This is a genomic window from Lysinibacillus sp. LZ02, from assembly GCF_050613145.1.
In the GTDB taxonomy this organism is placed as follows: domain Bacteria; phylum Bacillota; class Bacilli; order Bacillales_A; family Planococcaceae; genus Lysinibacillus_B.
Genome location: NZ_CP192507.1, coordinates 626891 through 646502, shown reverse-complemented (window position 1 = coordinate 646502; position 19612 = coordinate 626891). Strand labels below are relative to the sequence as shown.

21 protein-coding genes are annotated in these 19612 nt (G+C 39.3%); all 21 read right to left on the bottom strand.

What is annotated here, in order from left to right; genetic code table 11:
* Nucleotides 1-22: 22 nt before the first annotated feature.
* Nucleotides 23-559, bottom strand: a complete 537-nt coding sequence (locus ACQQ2I_RS02985) for a F0F1 ATP synthase subunit delta (RefSeq protein ID WP_431029076.1) — start codon at nt 557-559, stop codon at nt 23-25.
* Complete coding sequence (gene atpF, locus ACQQ2I_RS02980; RefSeq protein ID WP_391367633.1) at nt 556-1077, bottom strand: F0F1 ATP synthase subunit B; 522 nt, start codon at nt 1075-1077, stop codon at nt 556-558. The genes ACQQ2I_RS02985 and atpF overlap by 4 nt, the downstream gene beginning before the upstream one ends.
* A 169-nt stretch (nt 1078-1246) precedes the next feature.
* Nucleotides 1247-1471: a F0F1 ATP synthase subunit C gene (gene atpE / locus ACQQ2I_RS02975; RefSeq protein ID WP_004269474.1), complete on the bottom strand. Its 225-nt coding sequence runs from the start codon at nt 1469-1471 to the stop codon at nt 1247-1249.
* Between the two features lie 75 nt (nt 1472-1546).
* Nucleotides 1547-2272: a F0F1 ATP synthase subunit A gene (gene atpB, locus ACQQ2I_RS02970; protein ID WP_431029075.1), complete on the bottom strand. Its 726-nt coding sequence runs from the start codon at nt 2270-2272 to the stop codon at nt 1547-1549.
* A 32-nt stretch (nt 2273-2304) separates the two neighbouring features.
* Nucleotides 2305-2676, bottom strand: coding sequence for an ATP synthase subunit I (locus tag ACQQ2I_RS02965; RefSeq protein WP_431029074.1), 372 nt, complete (start codon nt 2674-2676; stop codon nt 2305-2307).
* 678 nt (nt 2677-3354) lie between these two features.
* Nucleotides 3355-4473, bottom strand: coding sequence for a non-hydrolyzing UDP-N-acetylglucosamine 2-epimerase (wecB, locus tag ACQQ2I_RS02960; RefSeq protein WP_431029073.1), 1119 nt, complete (start codon nt 4471-4473; stop codon nt 3355-3357).
* A 68-nt stretch (nt 4474-4541) separates the two neighbouring features.
* Nucleotides 4542-5171, bottom strand: a complete 630-nt coding sequence (gene upp, locus ACQQ2I_RS02955) for a uracil phosphoribosyltransferase (RefSeq protein ID WP_391367643.1) — start codon at nt 5169-5171, stop codon at nt 4542-4544.
* A gap of 201 nt (nt 5172-5372) precedes the next feature.
* Nucleotides 5373-7538, bottom strand: coding sequence for an EAL domain-containing protein (locus tag ACQQ2I_RS02950; RefSeq protein ID WP_431029072.1), 2166 nt, complete (start codon nt 7536-7538; stop codon nt 5373-5375).
* A gap of 153 nt (nt 7539-7691) precedes the next feature.
* Nucleotides 7692-8936 (bottom strand): serine hydroxymethyltransferase, encoded by a 1245-nt coding sequence (gene glyA / locus ACQQ2I_RS02945; RefSeq protein WP_431029071.1) that lies wholly within the window; start codon nt 8934-8936, stop codon nt 7692-7694.
* 41 nt (nt 8937-8977) lie between these two features.
* On the bottom strand, nt 8978-9526 hold the full coding sequence (locus ACQQ2I_RS02940) for a TIGR01440 family protein (protein ID WP_431029070.1): 549 nt from the start codon (nt 9524-9526) through the stop codon (nt 8978-8980).
* 7 nt (nt 9527-9533) lie between these two features.
* On the bottom strand, nt 9534-9971 hold the full coding sequence (gene rpiB / locus ACQQ2I_RS02935) for a ribose 5-phosphate isomerase B (RefSeq protein ID WP_431029069.1): 438 nt from the start codon (nt 9969-9971) through the stop codon (nt 9534-9536).
* A 259-nt stretch (nt 9972-10230) separates the two neighbouring features.
* Nucleotides 10231-11523, bottom strand: coding sequence for a methyl-accepting chemotaxis protein (locus ACQQ2I_RS02930; protein WP_431029068.1), 1293 nt, complete (start codon nt 11521-11523; stop codon nt 10231-10233).
* Nucleotides 11524-11529: 6 nt separating this feature from the next.
* Nucleotides 11530-11970, bottom strand: a complete 441-nt coding sequence (locus tag ACQQ2I_RS02925) for a low molecular weight protein arginine phosphatase (protein ID WP_431029067.1) — start codon at nt 11968-11970, stop codon at nt 11530-11532.
* A gap of 357 nt (nt 11971-12327) precedes the next feature.
* Nucleotides 12328-13365, bottom strand: a complete 1038-nt coding sequence (locus tag ACQQ2I_RS02920) for an L-threonylcarbamoyladenylate synthase (protein WP_431029065.1) — start codon at nt 13363-13365, stop codon at nt 12328-12330.
* A 99-nt stretch (nt 13366-13464) separates the two neighbouring features.
* Complete coding sequence (locus ACQQ2I_RS02915) at nt 13465-14010, bottom strand: stage II sporulation protein R (RefSeq protein WP_431029064.1); 546 nt, start codon at nt 14008-14010, stop codon at nt 13465-13467.
* A 44-nt stretch (nt 14011-14054) separates the two neighbouring features.
* Nucleotides 14055-14909, bottom strand: coding sequence for a peptide chain release factor N(5)-glutamine methyltransferase (gene prmC / locus ACQQ2I_RS02910; protein WP_431029063.1), 855 nt, complete (start codon nt 14907-14909; stop codon nt 14055-14057).
* Nucleotides 14902-15978, bottom strand: coding sequence for a peptide chain release factor 1 (gene prfA, locus ACQQ2I_RS02905; RefSeq protein WP_431029062.1), 1077 nt, complete (start codon nt 15976-15978; stop codon nt 14902-14904). Before prfA ends, prmC begins: the two co-directional genes overlap by 8 nt.
* Before the next feature lie 96 nt (nt 15979-16074).
* Entirely contained in the window at nt 16075-16647 is a 573-nt protein-coding gene (locus ACQQ2I_RS02900) for a thymidine kinase (RefSeq protein ID WP_431029061.1), read from the bottom strand.
* Nucleotides 16648-16785: 138 nt separating this feature from the next.
* Nucleotides 16786-16989: a 50S ribosomal protein L31 gene (rpmE, locus tag ACQQ2I_RS02895; protein WP_391367677.1), complete on the bottom strand. Its 204-nt coding sequence runs from the start codon at nt 16987-16989 to the stop codon at nt 16786-16788.
* A gap of 209 nt (nt 16990-17198) precedes the next feature.
* Nucleotides 17199-18482, bottom strand: coding sequence for a transcription termination factor Rho (rho, locus tag ACQQ2I_RS02890; protein WP_431029060.1), 1284 nt, complete (start codon nt 18480-18482; stop codon nt 17199-17201).
* Between the two features lie 102 nt (nt 18483-18584).
* Nucleotides 18585-19547, bottom strand: a complete 963-nt coding sequence (gene glpX / locus ACQQ2I_RS02885; protein ID WP_391367682.1) for a class II fructose-bisphosphatase — start codon at nt 19545-19547, stop codon at nt 18585-18587.
* Between the last annotated feature and the right edge of the window lie 65 nt (nt 19548-19612).

The following is a 19612-nucleotide window of genomic DNA, read 5'->3' as shown; positions in this document are numbered from 1 at the left end:
TCACCTCTCACATTTCTTAAAATTAACCAACTAACGTACGCTTTAGACCTTCTAGCTTAGAAGCTACTGTGCTGTCATAAATGTAGTTGCCGATTTGTACACGAATGCCACCAAGTAATGCTGGCTCGATTAAGTTTGTAATGTCTAACTTTTCTTTTCCTACTAACTTGGCGAAAGATGCAGAAATTTCTGCGCGTTCTTCGTCAGTTAAAGCGCGAGTTGAGTAAACTGTTGCTTCAGCAGCCCCTTGAGCCGATGCCGCTAGTGTTTGGAATGCTTCTGCTACTGCAGATACTTCGCTAATACGCTTACGATCCACTAAAACGTGTAAAAGATTCACTACTGCTGGATTCGCATTAGCAAGAACACCAGTAATCAATGCTTTTTTCTTGTCCGTAGAGATTTTAGGCGCTTGTAGTAAAGAAAGTAACTCTGGAGTTGCTTCTAAAGCTTTTGTAAGCTCCTTTAAATCTTCAACGATCTCAGCAAGTGTGTTTTGTCCACTTGCTAACTGGAATAATGCTTCGGCATAACGCTTAGCTACAGTCGATTGACTCATTTCGCCTCGCCTGCCTTCGCAATCGTTTCTTTAATTAATGCGCTATTGTCAGCCTCAGAAATTTCTTTTCCAAGAACTTTAGATGCTGCAAGCACTGATAGTGAAACCACTTCTTCACGCACAGCAGCGATAGCTTTCTCTTTTTCTGCCTCGATATCACGAACAGCAGCTTCTTTTAAACGAGTTGCTTCATTACGAGCTGCAGACACGATTTCTTCACGAGTCACATCAGCTTGTTTCTTCGCACCCTCAATGATTGTTTGTGCTTCAGTACGCGCTTCTTTTAAAAGAGATTTTTGCTCTTCTAATACGGCATGTGCTTCTTTACGAGCTTTTTCAGCTGCATCGATTTCGCTTGCAACTAACTCTTCACGTTGTTCCATGATGCCCATTAAAGGACCCCAAGCGAACTTTTTAAGAAGAAGTAGTAATACTAGGAAGATAATTCCCGTTGCAAGGATATCACCAGTGTTAAGACCTGTTGCTCCAGCAGCAAGTACAAGTTTATCTAATCCCACGATTGTTTCACTCCCTTCAAGAGCTTGACTAAATTCAAAAATCTATAATGTTTAAAACTTTACTTTCAATGTCAAATACTACTTTAATATGTATGATTAAGCATTTACCTAACCATACAAAAGGAATGGCGAAGATGTGCTTCGCCATTATCATCTAATAATCCTAAGATTATTTGTTCATTACGATGAATGCTACTACTACCGCGATGATAGGAAGGGCCTCAACTAATGCAACCCCGATGAACATTGTAGTTTGAAGTACGCCACGAGCTTCTGGTTGGCGAGCGATACCTTCTACTGTTTTTGAAACGATAAGACCGTTACCGATACCTGCACCAAGTGCACCTAAACCGATTGCGATTGCTGCTGCTAATAAACCTAATGAACCTGTCATTTTAAAATTTCCTCCTTGGAATGTTTGTTTTTTGTTTGGTTCAAATTGCCACGTGGTTAGCGTGGAATTTTATAATTAATGGTCGTGACTCACTTTGTGCGCCATGTAAACCATTGTTAACATAGTGAAAATGAAAGCTTGGATAAACCCGATGAAAATCGAGAACCCTTGCCATGCCATCATTGGTACGATTGCACCGACAGCACCAATTGCGCTAGATGTAGCTAAACCTGCGATTAACGCAAGTAAAATCTCACCAGCATAAATGTTACCGTAAAGACGTAGACCAAGAGTTAATGTGTTCGCAAACTCTTCAACAATCTTTAATGGGAACATGAAAGACATTGGTTGGAAGTATGTTTCTTTTACATAACCACCTGTACCTTTTGCCTTCACACCATAGTAATGTGATAACACGATTACTAATGCGGCTAATGTCATTGTTACTGTTGGGTCAGCTGTTGGTGATTTCCACCATAATACATCATCATAAATGATTGCGAATGGAAGACCCAGTAAGTTGGCAACTGCGACGAACATGATAAGTGTAATTCCTAGAACGTGGAATGGCTTACCTGTTTTCCAGTCCATATTTCCCGTAACGATGTTCTTTACGAAGTCCATAACCCACTCCATAAAGTTTTGCATACCTGTTGGCTTAAGTGCTAAGCTACGTGTCGAAATAAACGCGATTAAGAACACGACTATAGCTGTAACTAATAACATCATTACTGTAGATAAGTTGAATGTAAGTGTTACAAACCCAAGATCTAAATGTGCTTCAGGACTTTTATGATTCATTTCTGCATTCACCTCTCTTTCCAATGCACTTTTTATTGGTTTTTGATCGCATGTACAACACGTTCAATCACAAGCAATACATACGGAATCATTAACCCTATAACCGTGCTAATTAAGTGAAAATATTGTGGCAACGAAATTGCAATTGCGACTGCCGCAACACCAGATCCGAACCGCAAAGCCGTACCGATTGATGGTGCTTTCGTCCCTTCACTTATGGAACGGTCAAACTTTTCCATTCTTCGAAGCAAAATCCAAAAGTTATACGTGCCAAAGAATGCACCGAGAGCTATTCCAGCGAATACTGTTTGATATGCAGTAAATCCCCAGCCTAAAGTACTGAGAGCAAGCAAAAAAAATAACGCTTTTTTCTGCATAGCGAAAATATGATGCAAATCTAGCATTGACAATTAATCTCCTGAATCTTTTTTTTCGAGTAAAGAATCGTTTTAGACCATCAAGTGAACTAAATCGTAGCAAATAGATGCACTACAAGCCGTATTGCATCTAGAAATAATAGTTGCATTTTGAGCATGTCCGCTCTCTCAACAACAAGTCATGCTACTTACTAGAAAGCCAAACCGCTTTTATGGATACTGATCCAGATGCATAAAAAACGTTGCAAATTGACAATTTTTGTTTCAACTGCCAATCTAGTAGAAACTTGATATAACAAGTGTTTCAACGCATTTTGACTACAAGAAACCCTTATCATTCTTACCCTTTGTTAGCATACAATAGGGGTTATTTGATGTCAATTGGTTCAGGTGAAAAACTTCACATTCTCACCTTTCTTGTCAAATTGTTGACAAATTTGTGTATGAAAATTCACATTTACCAACAATATTTTTTATTATCGTCGTTTTTAGCTGCTTTAAGACAGTTTTCTTCTATTATCTGCAAAATTAGTTTATTCACAATTTTTCAACTTCCATGACAAACATTTACTACTAAAGTAATAAGTCCATTTTCGCTACAATGGCGCAATAAATGAATAAAAAAAGGGTCATATTGAGATAAAAATAGCCCGTTTCGAGTTAAAGAGTAACTCAACATTCCCCTTTATCAACATATATTTTACTTTATTTTACATCATCGGAAAATTTTATAAGCGCTTCTACAATTCGTTTCGATGCAAATCCGTCACCATAAGGATTGGAAGCTTGAGCCATTTCCGCATAGGCCTCTTCATCTACGAGCAATCCTTTCGCTAATGTATAGATCGTATTTTCATCTGTACCTGCAAGCTTTAATGTACCTGCAGCAATCCCTTCTGGACGTTCTGTTGTATCGCGCAGTACCAGCACAGGCTTCCCTAAAGAAGGGGCTTCCTCTTGTACACCGCCTGAATCTGTTAAAATCATATAGGAGCGCGCTGCAAAGTTATGGAAATCAAACACTTCAAGTGGTTCAATTAAGTGAATACGAGGATTATCCCCTAACACTTCGTTAGCTACCTCACGAACAGCTGGATTCATATGTACAGGATATACCACTTGTACATCTTTATGCTCCGCTAGTAAACGATTAATCGCACGGAACATATTGCGCATTGGGTCACCTAAGTTTTCGCGGCGATGTGCAGTCAGTAAAATCATACGGTCCTGACCGATTTTCTCTAACACAGGGTGTGCATACGTTTCTTTTACCGTCGTTTTTAAGGCGTCAATGGCCGTATTGCCTGTTACGAAAATCGCTTCAGCTAGCTTATTTTCCTTTAGTAAGTTTTCCTTTGATACTTCTGTTGGCGCAAAATGAAGATCGGCCATTACACCTGTTAATTGACGATTCATTTCTTCTGGATATGGGGAGTATTTTTGGCCTGTTCGAAGCCCCGCTTCTACATGCCCAATCGCAATTTGATTGTAAAACGCAGCCAAGCTACCAATGAAAGTCGTTGCTGTATCACCATGCACCAAGACGATATCTGGTTGTGCCTCTTTCATCACGCGGTCTAGCCCTTGTAATGCATTCGTTGCTACATCCACTAATGTTTGGCGGTCTTTCATAATGTTCAAATCGTAATCCGGTGTAATATGAAATGTCTCCAGTACTTGATCGAGCATTTGACGATGCTGCGCCGTTACTGTCACAATCGATTCAATTTTTTCAGGATACTTTTGCAACTCCAGTACAAGCGGTGCCATTTTAATTGCTTCAGGACGCGTCCCAAAAATCGTCATCACTTTAAATTTTGCCATGATTCAATCTTACCCTCTCTTTATTACAAAATGGGATGTCACATATGCAACATCCCTTCTGTTTCATATTATTTTGTACCAAATAAGCGGTCACCGGCGTCACCAAGACCTGGTACGATGTAACCGTGATCGTTTAACTTTTCATCTAATGCCGCAATATAAATATCTACATCATCATGCTCATCTTGAATCGCTTTTACACCTTCTGGGGCTGCGATTAAGCACATAAACTTAATATTTTTGGCACCGCGCTTCTTCAAAGAGTTAATCGCTTCCACAGCTGAACCACCTGTTGCTAACATTGGGTCTACAATAATGAAATCACGCTCTTCTACATCAGCTGGGAGCTTCGCATAATATTCCACGGGTTTTAATGTTTCTGGGTCGCGGTATAAACCGATATGCCCTACTTTCGCAGCTGGAATCAGTTTTAGTACACCATCAACCATCCCAATTCCTGCACGTAAAATTGGCACAATCGCAATTTTTTTACCTGATAATACTTTCGTTTTCGACGTTGTGACAGGCGTTTCAATTTCGATTTCTTCCAATGGCAAATCACGTGTAATTTCAAATGCCATTAATGTTGCTACTTCGTCCACAAGCTCACGAAATTCTTTTGTGCCTGTGTTTTTATCACGAATATAAGTTAACTTATGTTGGATTAGTGGGTGATCAAAAACATATACTTTACTCAAGGTGGATCTCTCCTAACTGTTGTTTATCTGAATCAGTATAGCATAAAAAAACAAACTGTAACATCGAGAGTTATCACAGTTTATTTTTTGAAATATATGATTATTTTAGCTCAACATCAAAATGCATTTGGTATGAATCTTACGGAAAAAATTTTAGTATAACATATGTGCTTTCAACAGTTTCCGAATACCCTTATCGCACTATAATATATTCTTTTCTTCGATTTCTTCCAATGACATCGGTTTATAGAATAAGTAGCCTTGTCCACTTTTACAACCAAGCTGATATAATATATCTGCTTGCTCCTGCGTTTCAATGCCCTCTGCTACCACATCGATTTCTAAATTATACGCAATTTGAATAATCGATTGGACAATGACAAATGTCCCTACTTCATGGATGCGTGATGTAAAGCTCCGATCAATTTTTAATTCGGCAAACATTAACTTTTGTAAATAACTTAATGAAGAGTGACCTATTCCAAAATCATCGACACTCGTTTTTAAACCACGTAAAAATAAATCTTGAATGATTTTTTGTGCCCGCTCCACATCAACAAGCCCTAAATTTTCTGTAATCTCGATAATTAAATAATTTGGGTCTGCATAATATTTTTTTATTAACTGTTCCAATTCCTCTACAAAGTGTGGATGGTAGAAATGCTCGGGCGAAATATTAATCGCTATAGGCACAATCCGCTTGCCCTCATATTGCCGTTGCTGGAACCACTGAAGAACTTGTTCGATGATTTGCAAGTCAATTTGACGAATAAGCCCTGCACGTTCTGCAATCGGAATAAACTCAGCAGGTGAGACAAATCCAAGTACCGGCGAAATCCAACGAGCAAGCGCTTCCATACTTGTAATGCGCGCTTTCCCTAGCGCTACTTTCGGTTGGAAATAGGCTGTCATTTCTTTATTTTTTAAAGCCTCTATGAGATGTTTTAAAATAATAAATTCCTTTTCTAATTGCGTATCATTTTCTCGGGAGTAAAACTTCACACACGTACCCGACACCCTTTTTGCCTCCGATAGAGCATTTTCCGCGTACCGAATAGCATCTTGTACGGCTTTTTTATGTTGAAGCACGGCACTACCACATTTTAGTGTAATATAAAACTCTTTTCCATCAATGATAAATGACTGTACTACTAAACCGTTTAAAAAATCTTCTGCATTCCCCTCGACCGTTTCGATTATTTCTCGTTCCATATATAAAACAATCAATTCGCTAGAAAAACGACCGATTAATGCTTGATTATTCATACCGCTATGTAAAATACGTTCGTATAACTGTTTAAGTAGTTCTTCGCCTGTATCACGTCCGTATAATTCCACAATACGCGAAAATTCACTCGGTTCTATTATTTGAATAACTCCATCTACTACATCAAGTTCTGTTAAGCGCTCAATAAACCGATAGCGATTCATCATTCCTGTCCGCATATCCGTATAAGCAAGCTGATAGATTTGTTTCTGTTTTTGCTCGTAAGAATGAGCCAAGGTGATTAAATTTAAAATTTTTTCAATAAATAGGCTATATATTTTCGTATCGTCCTGTTGTTCACTATAGTAAATCGTCATCACACCGAGCGCTTCTCCATCTGCCTGACGAATCGGGACAAATGCATAATTTGTTAATTCATTTTTTAGTGCGAGCTGTTTATGTAATAGATGAATCGGCATTTGATTGAGATCCTTACCTACTGTCATATGCTCACGTTCTATTAATTGCGTATAGTAATCTATTTCTGCCCATTGTTCCAGCGAATAATGAACGGGCTTTTCTGGATAAAATGCACTCGACTGCACCATGTGAAGTGCACCGTTATGCTTTAAAATAATGGATGTAAAGCTACACGGATAAAAGGAATAATCTATACTGTTACAAACAAGTTGAAGTTTTTCGATAAACGGTACTTCATTTTGAATCGCTGTAAACATATCCTTTTCGAGTCGATCTACAAAATCATATAGTTGTGTATATGTAATATCTTGAATACAAACAAGTACAAATTCTGTTTCATTGTCCTTGTTTTGAAGTGGTATACATGCTAGTTCTGCATAAAAAGAAGTGCCACTTTTTCTATTATGTATGACTTGTGCTTTCGTCATTTTCCCTTTCCGCAGATGTTGCTCAACTTCCTCCATATGCATATTACACTTTATATGCTGTAAAAGTTGTCGAAAAGTTGTATGAGTTATATCTTCAAAGTTGTAGTTTGTTAAATTTGTATAAAGCTCATTACAGTAAATCACAGAAAATGTTTTATTTAAAATAACATAATGTTGACTCGACTTATCGCCTAAATCTCTTAATGTGCGAAAGAGAACATTGGATTCATACTCAACAAACTGAGTTAGCATCTTCCTCTCCTCCTTTCTCAATGGATTTTAAGTAACTAACGATCTTCCGTCCATTATTACCCAACTCAATGCCATAAATCAACAAATAAATTATTTCCATATTACTGAAAAAGATACTTTCCAAATAATTAGAAAGTATCTCAAGATAGTATTTTATGCGTATAATGGGTATTTATCTGTTAACGCTTGTACACGTTGACGTGCTTCTGCTTTTACTGCTTCATCTTCTGGATTTTTTAGAACAGATGCGATAATTTTACCTACTTCTGTTGCATCTTCTTCCTTGAAACCGCGAGAAGTGATCGCTGCAGTACCAACACGGATACCAGATGTGACGAATGGTTTTTCTGTATCATATGGAATCGTGTTTTTGTTTGTTGTAATTGCTACTTCATCTAATAAATGCTCTGCTACTTTACCAGTTAAGCCTAAAGATTTCACGTTTAAAAGTAATAAGTGGTTGTCTGTACCACCTGATACGATTTCAACGCCTTCTTCCATTAAGCTTGCTGCTAATGCTTTTGCGTTTACTTTAATTTGTTTTGCATATTCTTTGAATTCCGGTTGTAATGCTTCACCGAATGCTACAGCTTTCGCAGCGATGACATGCATTAAAGGACCACCTTGAATACCTGGGAATACAGATTTATTTAATTCTTTTTCCCATTTCTCATCTTTTGTTAAAATCATACCGCCACGTGGACCACGTAATGTTTTGTGTGTAGTCGTTGTAACGAAGTCAGCGTATGGGATTGGCGATTGGTGCTCACCTGCTGCGACAAGACCTGCGATGTGTGCCATATCTACCATGAAGTAAGCTCCTACTTCGTCTGCGATTTCACGGAATTTCGCGAAGTCGATTTCACGTGGGTAAGCTGATGCACCTGCCACGATTAACTTTGGTTTAGCTGCTAATGCTTTTTCACGCACATCGTTATAATCGATTGTTTGCGTTTCTTCTGATACACCGTATTCCACGAAGTTGTAAAGAATACCCGAGAAGTTCACTGGTGAACCGTGTGTTAAGTGACCACCGTGAGAAAGGTTCATACCAAGTACTGTGTCGCCTGGTTGTAAAATTGTATGGTAAACAGCCATGTTTGCTTGTGCACCTGAGTGTGGTTGAACGTTTACGTAAGCTGCACCGAATAATTCTTTTGCACGGTCACGCGCGATATCTTCTACTACGTCAACAAACTCACAGCCACCATAGTAGCGTTTGCCTGGATAACCTTCAGCATATTTGTTTGTTAAGTAAGAACCTTGTGCTTCCATTACGGCTTCTGATACGAAGTTTTCTGAAGCAATCAGTTCGATGTTTGTATTTTGACGCTTTTTCTCTGCTAAAATGCCGTCTAGAACTGCTTTATCTTGTGCTGCTAATTTTTCAAATGCCATGATAAAAATCCCCCTAAAGTTTAAGTTCTTGGCTTCCGCCATTAGTGCATCTCGTATTGAGCGCGTACACCACCGATTAATTTCGGACGTGTTTTCGCCGCTGTGACAATGGCTTGTCCAATCGTTTTCACCGATGTACGAATTGGCACAGCTACTACTTTTAAATGCATACCGATTAATGTTTGACCGATATCAATACCTGCATGTGCATGTACATATTCGACAATGACCGGATCCTCCATTTGCGTATAAGCATACGCAGACATCGAACCGCCTGCTGTTCTGACAGGAACAACCGCAACAGGCTCTAAATGGTACTTTTCTGCGGCCGCTCGCTCAAGCGTAAGCGCTCGATTAATATGCTCGCAACCTTGAAAAACTAAGTAAAGATCATGCTTTTTCGCAAAACGTTCGAGCTCGTCATATAACAGCTGCGCAACTTCTACTGCGCCAGCTGTACCGATTTTCTCCCCTATCACTTCCGAGGTAGAGCAACCGATGACGAATAGCTGTTTCGGTTGAAAAGCGACTTGCTCTTCTACTTCACTTAACAATTGCGCGATTTCCTGCTTCAAATGCTGTAAAGTCATAAGCCCGTTACCCTTCTAACTCAGCAATTTTTTCAATGCGGCGAGTATGTCGACCGCCTTCAAAATCCGTATTTAACCAAGTAGCAACAATTTCACGTGCAAGGCCTGGACCAATGACACGCTCACCCATCGCCAATACGTTCGAGTCATTGTGGCAACGTGTTGCCTTCGCTGAAAATACATCATGCACTAATGCACAACGGATACCTTTAAATTTATTTGCTGCAATCGATATACCAATCCCTGTACCGCAAATTAAAATGCCGCGGTCAAACTTTCCAGCTGCAACACCTTCTGCTACTGGTCTTGCGTAATCTGGGTAGTCTACAGAATCGTTTGTTTGTGGACCGAAATCTTCATAGCTAATATTCAGCTCATCTAATAGCGCCATAATTTCTTTGCGCAAATTATTGCCGCCATGATCCGAAGAAATTGCGATTTTCACTAAGATTCCCTCTTTTCAAATATATTCATGTACAGTGTACCATTTCTGACAGCATTATGACACGTATTTTACGATAAACAAATGAATGTTTTTAGGTGAAATACGAATGTTTTCGCTTACAAAGCTAAAATTGTTCATTTTTATACCTATTTTTTGCTAGATTACAAAGCTAACATCCACCTAAATTCGGAAAACTAAAAGAAAACTAAAAAACGAGTTTTCTAATAACCTCCTCAGATTATTAAAAAGCTCGTTTCTCTTATTTTGTTCGATCAAATTGTAAAATGACTTTATGCAATTCATCTGACTGCTGTTGGAGGTTTTGCGATAGTTTTTCGATTTGTTCAATGGAATACGCCTGTTCCTCTGTCGCCGAGCTGACTTCTTGTGTGCTGGCCGATGTTTGCTCTGCAATGGCCGCTACTTCATGTGACTGTTGTGCGGTTGTTTCAATATTATGCATTTGTTTTTCAACAAGCTTAGAAATCGTAATGACCGCCTCAGCCATTTCATGGACACTCGCCGACATCTCCCCAACCGCAGTCGTTGTTTCGGACACGCGCGCCGACTCTGTTACTGCGTACGCAACTTGTTCATTCATTTGGTCTACGACAGTATTGACATTCTGTTGAATCGTTTTGATTAAGTCCGTAATCCCTTTCACTGCATTGGCACTTTCATCAGCTAATTTTCGCACTTCCTCTGCTACTACAGCGAACCCTTTCCCGTGTTCTCCTGCACGTGCCGCTTCAATAGAAGCATTTAAAGCGAGCAAATTCGTTTGCGCTGCGATATCACCAACAAGGCCAATGATCCGTTCAACTTGTTGTGCATTCTTTTCTAATTCATGAATACTTTGAAGTGCCTGTTCATTTCCAGTAGCGATATGCTGAATACTTTCTACTAAACTTTGAATGGCAGTCGTCGTGTGTGATAAGTTATCAATAATAACATGTGATTTTGTTGCTGAATTGACAGCAACATTATTCACTTCACTCGCTAACATCCTTACATCTTCAATTGCCTCTACGGTATCTTGTACGGCATTTGCAGATGCATCTGCTCCACGTGAAATTTGCCCAACTGTCGTGGCAATATTTGACGCTTCGTTGCGTGCCGCTACCGTTTGATTTGATAATTGTTGAATCGTGTCGTTCGTCGTTTGAAAATTTTGCTCAATCCCGTCAACCATACCACGTAAATTGACTAACATTCGTTGAAATGCCTCGGCAACCGAACGAATTTCATCATTTGTATTAGGCATCTTCACGTCTTGTCCAATTTTCCCCTCTGCCACACGCGTAGCCGTTTGCTCTAGTTGTTGCAAAGGTTTCACAAGAACGATACTGAACACGGCCGCTAAAATACATGACCATGCAATCCCTAAAATATACGTAATGACTTCAAATAGTTGACGATTTACTGATGGAAAAAACATAGGTTGGATAAACTCAATAAATATGAAGCTCACTGAATACGTAATTAACGCTAGTATCCCTACAAATAGTACTAGCTTCGTACGCAAATTGAATATTTTCCTTTCGGATTTCATAAATCTTTATCCCTCCTTATACTGAGCTTCAAATTGCTCAATTAAACGTTTCAACTCTTGATATGTTTGTTTATATGTAGTTAAATCTCCACCAAATGGATCAAATACATCTTGACTACTGTATGGGGTTACATATTCTTTTAATGTATATGTCTTTCCTTTTGCTTCTTCAAATGTACGTAAAATCATATCTTTATGGGCGCTTGTCATCGTTAAAATTAAGTTGGCCCATTGGACATCTTGTTCGTTTATTTGTTTTGAGACATGTTGATGTGGAATATTTTCTTGCATCAGAACTTCTCTTGCATTTTCTGACATTTCTCCACCTTCTAAAGCATAAATGCCCGCAGATTTCACGTTAACATTCGGTAAACTTCTACTTTTCAGAATCGCTTCTGCCATCGGACTTCTGCAAGTGTTGCCAGTACATACAAAGTAAATATTCATGTCACACTCTCTCCATTGTCTTAGTTGTTTTATGATTATAGTAAATACATAAAAATTGATTGTATTTCATCATTAGCATATCAAATTTAAGTATAGAAGGAAAGTAATGAACTATTAAAAATGTAACATAATAGGTGAATTGTCGCATACGAGGCGAAAAATTACATTCACTAGAATTCAATACTTGAAGAGGAAAATTATGTAGAATATGAAGGTAATTTCAGTTATTAAATAGTAATATATACAGCGATTCATATTCCATATAATTACTCAATTATAATATAATACTAGATAAAAAGGCACTAAAAGATAAGAATTTGCACTATAAATAAAAAACTCCACATAATTATGTGAAGTTTAGCTTTGATTTTTATACCATTTATCACCAGCTGCTTTTTCTAGACGGTTCATAATTGCTGAACCCACACCTATTTTCGATGTAGCGGTTGCTAAAATAATCGTTGCATCTGTTTTGTCACAACGTCGAAGGACATCGTAAAGATTTGCGCCCATTTGTTGCTGGTTATGTTCATCACCAAATGTGAAAAAATAATCCGCTGCTATATGCGCGTATGGTGTCGGTGCTAACAATGCTACTTGATGACCTTGCTGTTGTAACGTAGTCACAGCTGTCTCGATATCTGCTGTTTCTTCTATTAAATAAACAGGGGCTTCCGGTGCATAATGTGTATATTTCATACCAGGGGCTTTTGGTGTTGATTCTTGTTTTTGCTCTACGTATGTTGGCTCAAGAACAGGACCAATGACTGCTTCTAGCATATCCTTTGTCACACCACCTGGACGCAAAATAACAGGTGGATTTAGTGTGACATCCAGCACCGTTGACTCAATCCCGATCCCCGTTACTCCCCCATCTACGATACAAGGAATAATGCCGTTTAAATCTTCCGCTACATGTTCAGCCTTTGTTGGACTCGGTTTTCCACTTCGATTGGCACTCGGTGCAGCGAGCGGTTTTTTTAGCAGGCGTAATAACGCTAGCGCGACAGGATGTGCTGGCATACGTAAGCCAACTGTTGATAACCCTGCTGTGACACTTGGCGCGAGTATACCCGGCTTTGCTTTCATGACAATCGTTAGTGGGCCTGGCCAAAATGCATCCATACATTGCTTTGCCACAAGCGGAATGTCTTCAATATACTCTGTCACTTCCTCAGTTGTCCCAATATGTACAATTAACGGGTTATCAGATGGGCGGCCTTTCGCTTCAAAAATACGCTTCACAGCCACTTCATCTGTTGCGATTGCACCTAAACCGTAGACCGTCTCCGTTGGAAATGCCACAACTTGACTAGCATTTAAAAAGTCCACAGCCTGTGCATATATTTTTTCACTATTCACATTATTATCCACAATCAGTCTATCTGTTTTCATTTTTTACCTCTTTACCTACAAGTAATTGTTCAAATAATCCACAAATTGTTAATAACTTCTAAAAGAATGTGTATAAGTTTTCTGAAAATGTGCATAACTTTACGCCATTTTTTTCTTAAGCCACTCAATCAATTTAAATCTGACTTTTTCTTTTTCTGGTTGTTCCTCATCCTCACAAACGTTTGGAAACGCTGAACAAAACCAATTTTCACCACGACCATTGCCAATAATAATGACCAATGAATCTTTGGCATGTTGTGGATAAAATGTTTGCATAATTCGCTTGGGCGGAATTAAGTTATCCCCATGCTTCATTTGAATGTCTAAATGTGCATAATTCTTTTCCATATGCAATTGAATGTGCTGCATGAGTTCATTTTTCTCTAACGTGGCTACTGTTGACTGCTTCATTAATTGATTGACATCGTGTGCCACCTGTTGTTTTACTTCTTGATCTTTTACTGTGTTGCTATTCGCAATCACTCTTACTAATAAATCCTCTGTATAGCTTGGTCTTTGATCCTCTAATAATTCTACAAAACTTGGTACCGTATGCATAATGATATACAATGCAATGGCGCTAATCAGCAGTTTCAATGTGGCTAGTAATTTATCATTTCTTATAATCTCGTAATCACGTAACATGAAAATCCCTCCTTGCCTAGCATTGTAGACAAGGAGGTGAATTTTTATTCTACTATTTTACAAAAAACTATTCGATCTTTTCCGTTAATATCTTTCACGACCTCTACAGTCGCTTGTGGAAAGGCTTTTTGAAACATTTCTTTTACTGCCGGACCTTGTTTATAGCCGATTTCTACCGCCACAAATCCAGGTGTGTTCATCAGATGCGGTAAGTTTTCTGCTAGTTTACGATATAATAATAATCCTTCCTCTTCAGCAAAGAGGGCTGTATGCGGCTCATGCGCAAGCACCACTTCCGACATATCCTTGGCTTCATCTAATGCGATGTATGGTGGATTGGATAAAACAATATCCCATTTTTCATGTGCAATGGGCGCCGTTAAATCCCCTAATCGAAAATCGATTTCTGCTTGTAAACGGTCCGCATTTTTTGTTGCTGTCGCAAGGGCTGTTGGAGAAATATCTGTCGCCGTTACTTTGGCAGCTGCCCACTCTTTTTTCATCGTAATCGCAATCGCACCACTACCTGTCCCGATATCTGCTAACGTTACTTCTTTATCACCAAATAGCTTTTTGCCTTGTTCTATTGCGCAAACAATTAATTCCTCTGTTTCAGGTCGGGGGATGAGTACAGATTCATCGACTTGGAATGTGCGACCGTAAAATTCCTCGACACCTGTAATGTATTGCACAGGGCGCCCTTTCGCATGTTGCTCCACATACGATTTAAATGTGAAAAACTGTTCAGGTGTTAATGTTTCATGTGTGCGTATCATTAGACCCGAATAATTTGTTTTCAAAATATGTTGCAGTAATATTCTTGCAGCATTTTCATCGCGACCGTTACTTACTAAAAAAGAAGAAGCCCCATTGAGGGCCTCAAATACTGTTTTATGCATCTTGGTTTAACTTCTCCAGTTTAGAAGCTTGCTCTTCTAAAATAAGTGCGTCGATAATTTCGTCGAGCTTACCTTCGACGATTTGATCGAGCTTTTGTAACGTTAAACCGATGCGGTGGTCTGTTACGCGGTTTTGTGGATAGTTGTACGTACGAATACGCTCAGAACGGTCGCCTGTTCCGACTGCTGATTTACGTGTTGCATCGATTTCTTTTTGCGCTTCTTGGCGGTACATATCGGCTACACGTGCACGTAAGATTTTTAACGCTTTGTCACGGTTTTTTAATTGTGAACGCTCATCTTGCATCGATACAACGACACCCGTTGGAATGTGCGTCATACGAACAGCAGACATCGTCGTATTTACGGATTGACCACCTGCACCAGATGATGCAAACGTATCAACACGAATATCTTTTTCATGAATGTCAACGTCTACTTCTTCTACCTCTGGAAGACATGCCACTGTCGCTGTTGATGTATGGATACGACCTTGCGACTCTGTTGCTGGTACACGTTGTACGCGGTGTGCACCATTTTCGAATTTGAATTTAGAGTACGCACCTTGCCCATTGATCATAAAGATAACCTCTTTATAACCACCTGCTGCATTCGGTGTCGCCTCCATAATATCGATTTTCCAGCCTTGTGTTTCAGCATAACGTGTGTACATACGGAATAGGTCACCTGCGAAAATATTCGCCTCATCGCCACCCGCTGCACCGCGAATTTCCATAATTACGTTTTTGCTATCGTTCGGATCTTTCGGGATTAGTAAAATGCGTAGACGTTCTTCTAACTCCTCGATTTGCCCTTTTAATTCGTTGAACTCTTCCTTCACCATTTCGAGCATATCCGGATCTTTTTCGTTCTCTAACATTTCACGTGCATCCGCAAATTGCTGCTTTGCTGCTTTGTATTCACGGTATGCATCGACTGTCTCTTGAATATCAGATTGCTCTTTCGAATAGTCACGAAGTTTTTTACTATCATTGACGATATCTGGATCACTTAGAAGCTCATTTAAGCGCTCATAACGATCTTCCACCGCTTGTAATCGATCAAACATATATGTTCACCTCTAGTATTATGAATTAACAAATTTTCTTTCAAATCTACCTTCATTAGTATAATGAATTCTGAACGTTGGTGCTACCATTATTCACTATAAAGGCGGATTGTTATGACACTTACGACAAACGGGATAATACGTATCATTCCCACCGATTTGAATTTGTTCACCTGTATACACAGGTTTTTTATTTTCATCGACCCGTAAATTCATCGTCGCCTTTTTATGGCAAAACCAACAAATCGTTTTCATTTCTTCAATTTTATCTGCATAAATGAGCATGTAACGGCTACCTTCAAATAGCTCGTTTTGGAAATCATTTTTCAAACCAAAGCCCATCACGGGAATATTTAACTCGTCCACAATGCGTGTTAGTTGAAGCACATGTTCTTTTGATAAAAACTGCACTTCATCTATGAGTACACAATAGAGCTTTTCTGGATGTGCTTTAACGATTTCATAAATATTCGTTTCTTTAAAAACAGCCCGTGCGGGGCGGCGTAAACCAATTCGGCTCGACACAACCCCAACCGCATCACGCGTATCAATAGCAGACGTAAAAATAAGAACAGGTTTATTTTGTTCTTCATAGTTATGCGCTACTTTTAAAATTTCAATTGATTTTCCGCTGTTCATTGCACCATGTTTAAAAAATAACTGTGCCATTATGAGCCTCCTTTTCACGCATGTTGATATATCTAGTATTTTCGTTCAGTATAAGTTATATAAATAAGGAGTTTGCACTTCCTAATCCGCTAAAGAAAATGCCTGCCATACGTAATCGTTTGGCAGGCATTTTGACAATTATTTGTTAAGACCGTATTTTTTGTTGAAACGATCAACACGTCCGTCAGCAGACGCGAATTTTTGACGACCAGTGTAGAATGGGTGACATTCGTTGCAGAACTCGACAACGATTTTCTCTTTTACTGAACCAGTCTCAAAAGTGTTACCGCAAGAGCAAGTTACTGTTGCAGTTTTGTAATCTGGATGAATTCCTTGTTTCATATTCGTTTTCTCCTCTCGCCCTGAACCATCTGGAACAGAGTATTATCGAACTGCACCTTACATAGCCCGAATATGTTATTACAGTAGTTCCGTAATAAAAGCGTTAAAGCCAGCTACATATGTGCACGTTGCATACTAGAGAATGATAACATATTTAAATATTTAATTGCAAGTGCTATTTCACAGAGAAAATTAAATACGTAAAAATGTTATAGCAAGCCTTTTCCCTTTGTCGCTTTTTTCATATCTGCATCTAATTTTTCAAAAAACTCTTCGTTTGTTTTGCTGCCGCGCAGTTTGCGTAAAAATTTCTCTGCAAAGTCTGGTGCATCGCTGAATGTTTTGCGAATCGCCCATAGCTTATCCAATTGTGCTTGTGGAATAAGTAGCTCCTCTTTACGTGTACCAGAACGACGAATATCAAGAGCTGGGAAGATACGGCGCTCCGCTAAGCTACGATCTAAGTGAAGCTCTAAGTTTCCTGTTCCTTTAAACTCTTCGTAAATGACCTCATCCATACGGCTACCTGTATCAACAAGCGCTGTTGCTAAAATCGTTAAACTACCGCCTTCTTCGATGTTACGCGCTGAACCAAAGAAACGTTTTGGACGATGGAATGCTGCTGGGTCAATCCCCCCTGATAATGTACGTCCACTTGGTGGAATTACTAAGTTATAGGCACGGGCCAGACGTGTAATGGAATCCATTAAAATAATAACATCTCGTTTATGCTCTACTAGACGACGGGCACGCTCTAAAACGATTTCTGCCACTTTTACATGATTTTCTGGTACTTCATCGAATGTTGATGAAACGACATCTGCTTTAACAGAGCGCTCAATATCCGTTACTTCTTCTGGACGCTCATCAATTAATAACACAATCAATTCTGCTTCTGGATAGTTTGTCGTAATGGCATTCGCTATCTCTTTTAGTAGCGATGTTTTCCCTGCCTTTGGTGGAGCTACGATGAGACCACGTTGACCAAAACCAACAGGCGCAATTAAATCCATAATGCGTGTTGATAGTTTATTACCTTCTGTTTCTAGCTTAATTTGACGATCAGGATATAGTGGAGTTAGCGCTGGGAAGTGAACACGCTCTTTTGCGACTTCTGGGTCTTCCCCGTTGACTGCTTGTACTTGAAGGAGGCCGTAATAACGTTCGTTCTCTTTTGGTGGACGTACTTTCCCTGTTACCTTGTCCCCATTACGCAAATCAAATCGGCGAATTTGCGAAGCTGAAATATAAATATCCTCTTTAGACGGTGAGTAGTTGATGGGACGAAGGAAACCAAAGCCTTCTTGCGACACAATTTCAAGGACACCTTCCATAAAGAAATAACCTTCTAATTCTGATTGTGCCTTTAAAATTGAATAAATCAATTCTTTTTTATTTAACTTACTATAATAAGAAATCTTGAATTCACGTGCTTGCGCATATAACTCTTTTAATGTCATATTTTCTAATTGCGCAATTGTAAGAGCTGACATAGCTTCTCTCCTAACTGTATTTATTTTTCTTTTGGAATGTTCATAAAATGGGAGAACTTTTTTAAAGAAGGGCCCGGCTAGAGATGCCGGGCAACATTGAAGTTATTTATTAAATGTTGGTTTTTTTTCGATGCTGTGACGTCCTTCGATAAAACGCACTGTACCTGTTTTAGCACGCATAACAACAGAGTGCGTTAAAGCGTAGGAGCCTTTATATTGAACACCTTTTAAAAGCTCGCTATCTGTTACAGCTGTTGCTGCAAAAATAGCATCATCACCTTTTACTAAATCATCCATGTAAAGTACTTTATCGACGTCGATCCCCATTGCTTTGCAACGTTCTAGTTGTTCTTCATCTTCAGGTACTAGCTTCGCTTGGAAGTCGCCACCTAAACATTTTAATGCTACGGCAGAAATAACACCTTCAGGGGCGCCACCCATACCGAACATAATATCAATACCTGTTTCGTCAAATGCTGTGTTAATCGCAGCACCAACATCACCGTCTTGAATAAATTTAATACGTGCACCTGCTTCACGAATTTCATCAACAATTGCTTGGTGACGAGGACGATCTAATAATGTTGCGACGACATCAGAAATGTCTTTGTTTTTCGCCTTTGCTACTTGTAATAGATTATATGTGACTGATGCATTAATATCAATTTTACCAGCGGCTTCTGGACCGACTGCAATTTTCTCCATATACATATCCGGTGCATTTAATAAATTACCGCGATCCGCAATCGCAAGTACTGTCATCGCACCATTTGTACCTTTTGCAACGATATTTGTTCCTTCAAGTGGATCCACTGCGATATCCACCTCTGGACCACCGTTGCGTAATCCTAATTCTTCCCCGATGTACAACATCGGTGCTTCGTCCATTTCACCTTCACCGATGACAACTGTTGCATGCATTGGAATTGTATCAAACATGTGACGCATTGCTGTTGTTGCGGCGTCATCTGCTTCATTTTTAAGTCCACGTCCCATCCATTTGGCTGAAGCAATCGCTGCTGCCTCTGTTACGCGTACAACTTCCATTGATAAACTACGTTCCATTGTAAATTTGCCTCCTGTTTTCGGCTAGCTTTGCAAAAAAAGATTGCTCCATGCTCACCTAAACC